This window comes from Sporosarcina sp. SG10008, assembly GCF_044569405.1.
Lineage (GTDB): Bacteria > Bacillota > Bacilli > Bacillales_A > Planococcaceae > Sporosarcina > Sporosarcina psychrophila.
The window spans coordinates 3962501-3965000 of the sequence record NZ_CP172607.1 but is presented as its reverse complement, the minus strand read 5'-3'; the positions used below and the strand labels follow the sequence as shown (position 1 = coordinate 3965000).

Annotated in this window: 9 tRNA genes and 2 rRNA genes (1 of these 11 only partly in view); all 11 read left to right on the top strand. The window is 50.5% G+C overall.

Annotation, left to right across the window (positions count from 1 at the left end):
- Positions 1 to 1266, top strand: a 23S ribosomal RNA gene (locus ACGLYD_RS18685) (it extends 1666 nt beyond the left edge of the window).
- Positions 1267 to 1419: 153 nt separating this feature from the next.
- Positions 1420 to 1535: ribosomal RNA gene (gene rrf / locus ACGLYD_RS18680) — 5S ribosomal RNA — on the top strand.
- A 64-nt stretch (positions 1536 to 1599) separates the two neighbouring features.
- Positions 1600 to 1675, top strand: a tRNA-Val gene (locus ACGLYD_RS18675).
- Positions 1676 to 1700: 25 nt separating this feature from the next.
- Positions 1701 to 1776 (top strand) — tRNA-Thr (locus ACGLYD_RS18670).
- A 6-nt stretch (positions 1777 to 1782) separates the two neighbouring features.
- Positions 1783 to 1858: transfer RNA gene (locus ACGLYD_RS18665), tRNA-Lys, on the top strand.
- A 32-nt stretch (positions 1859 to 1890) separates the two neighbouring features.
- A tRNA-Leu gene (locus ACGLYD_RS18660) sits at positions 1891 to 1972 on the top strand.
- Between the two features lie 8 nt (positions 1973 to 1980).
- Positions 1981 to 2055: transfer RNA gene (locus ACGLYD_RS18655), tRNA-Gly, on the top strand.
- A gap of 7 nt (positions 2056 to 2062) precedes the next feature.
- Positions 2063 to 2151: transfer RNA gene (locus ACGLYD_RS18650), tRNA-Leu, on the top strand.
- A 33-nt stretch (positions 2152 to 2184) separates the two neighbouring features.
- A tRNA-Arg gene (locus ACGLYD_RS18645) sits at positions 2185 to 2261 on the top strand.
- A gap of 26 nt (positions 2262 to 2287) precedes the next feature.
- Positions 2288 to 2364, top strand: a tRNA-Pro gene (locus ACGLYD_RS18640).
- Between the two features lie 48 nt (positions 2365 to 2412).
- Positions 2413 to 2485: transfer RNA gene (locus ACGLYD_RS18635), tRNA-Ala, on the top strand.
- Positions 2486 to 2500: the final 15 nt, after the last annotated feature.

Sequence of the window (2500 nt, the reverse complement as noted above, 5' to 3'; positions counted from 1 at the left end):
GTAGGCGAGGAGAGAATCCTAAGGTGATCGAGAGAACTCTCGTTAAGGAACTCGGCAAAATGACCCCGTAACTTCGGGAGAAGGGGTGCTCTGGTAGGGTGTTAAAGCCCGAGAGAGCCGCAGTGAATAGGCCCAGGCGACTGTTTAGCAAAAACACAGGTCTCTGCAAAACCGCAAGGTGAAGTATAGGGGCTGACGCCTGCCCGGTGCTGGAAGGTTAAGAGGAGAGGTCAGCGCAAGCGAAGCTTCGAATTGAAGCCCCAGTAAACGGCGGCCGTAACTATAACGGTCCTAAGGTAGCGAAATTCCTTGTCGGGTAAGTTCCGACCCGCACGAAAGGCGTAACGATCTGGGCACTGTCTCAACGAGAGACTCGGTGAAATTATAATACCTGTGAAGATGCAGGTTACCCGCGACAGGACGGAAAGACCCCGTGGAGCTTTACTGTAACCTGATATTGAATTCCGGTGCAGCCTGTACAGGATAGGTAGGAGCCTTGGATTCCGGAGCGCTAGCTTCGGATGAGGCGTTGGTGGGATACTACCCTGGCTGTATTGGACTTCTAACCCATGCCCCTTATCGGGGCAGGAGACAGTGTCAGGCGGGCAGTTTGACTGGGGCGGTCGCCTCCTAAAGAGTAACGGAGGCGCCCAAAGGTTCCCTCAGAATGGTTGGACATCATTCGTAGAGTGCAAAGGCATAAGGGAGCTTGACTGCGAGACCTACAAGTCGAGCAGGGTCGAAAGACGGGCTTAGTGATCCGGTGGTTCCGCATGGAAGGGCCATCGCTCAACGGATAAAAGCTACCCCGGGGATAACAGGCTTATCTCCCCCAAGAGTCCACATCGACGGGGAGGTTTGGCACCTCGATGTCGGCTCATCGCATCCTGGGGCTGTAGTCGGTCCCAAGGGTTGGGCTGTTCGCCCATTAAAGCGGTACGCGAGCTGGGTTCAGAACGTCGTGAGACAGTTCGGTCCCTATCCGTCGCGGGCGCAGGAAATTTGAGAGGAGCTGTCCTTAGTACGAGAGGACCGGGATGGACATACCTCTGGTGTACCAGTTGTCTTGCCAAAGGCATCGCTGGGTAGCTATGTATGGACGGGATAAATGCTGAAAGCATCTAAGCATGAAGCCCCCCTCGAGATGAGATTTCCCATTACGCAAGTAAGTAAGATCCCTCAAAGAAGATGAGGTTGATAGGTCTGGGGTGGAAGCACGGCGACGTGTGGAGCTGACGGATACTAATCGATCGAGGACTTAACCAATTTTGAAAAGGGCTTGATTACCCTGATTCTGTGTAGCACAATGTCTGTTTTATTCAGTTTTGAGCGAATAAGTACCGTTCATAAAAAAAGTACTTGCAATTATATTGCCTATATGATATAATGAATAATGTCTCTTGAGAAAGATGACAAGAGTCTGGTGACGATTGCGAAGAGGTCACACCCGTTCCCATCCCGAACACGGAAGTTAAGCTCTTCAGCGCCGATGGTAGTTGGGGGTTTCCCCCTGTGAGAGTAGGACGTCGCCGGGCTTGTACATTCATTACATAGATGTTCAAAAGGACAAGTAGTTTATTATTGTCTAACTTATACCCAGGAGGATTAGCTCAGCTGGGAGAGCACCTGCCTTACAAGCAGGGGGTCGGCGGTTCGATCCCGTCATCCTCCACCATATTATTTTATAGCGAAATTTATTAGCCGGAGTAGCTCAACTGGTAGAGCAACTGACTTGTAATCAGTAGGTTGAGGGTTCAAGTCCTTTCTCCGGCACCACTTTTCGAGCCATTAGCTCAGTTGGTAGAGCATCTGACTTTTAATCAGAGGGTCGCAGGTTCGAATCCTGCATGGCTCACCATTTTTATGACTTTTCAGTTATAATTTTATATTGCGGGTATGGCGGAACTGGCAGACGCGCTAGACTTAGGATCTAGTGCCTTCGGGCGTGGGGGTTCGACTCCCTTTACCCGCACTTATAATGCGGAAGTAGTTCAGTGGTAGAATACGACCTTGCCAAGGTCGGGGTCGCGGGTTCGAATCCCGTCTTCCGCTCCATTTACATGCCGGGGTGGCGGAACTGGCAGACGCACAGGACTTAAAATCCTGCGGTAGGTGACTACCGTACCGGTTCGATTCCGGTTCTCGGCACCAAATACCAATTTTCATTTAACACTATTATTATATGCGCTCGTAGCTCAATTGGATAGAGCACCTGACTACGGATCAGGAGGTTGTGGATTCGACTTCTGCCGGGCGCACCATTATATTTTTAAACTTTATAATTCTTCGGGACGTAGCTCAGCTTGGTAGAGCACTTGGTTTGGGACCAAGGGGTCGCAGGTTCGAATCCTGTCTTCCCGACCATTAAGATTTTTAAATGATTTTTTTGTTTAAATAATCCTCAATTATATTGGGGCCTTAGCTCAGCTGGGAGAGCGCCTGCCTTGCACGCAGGAGGTCAGCGGTTCGATCCCGCTAGGCTCCACTTATGAACCTTGAA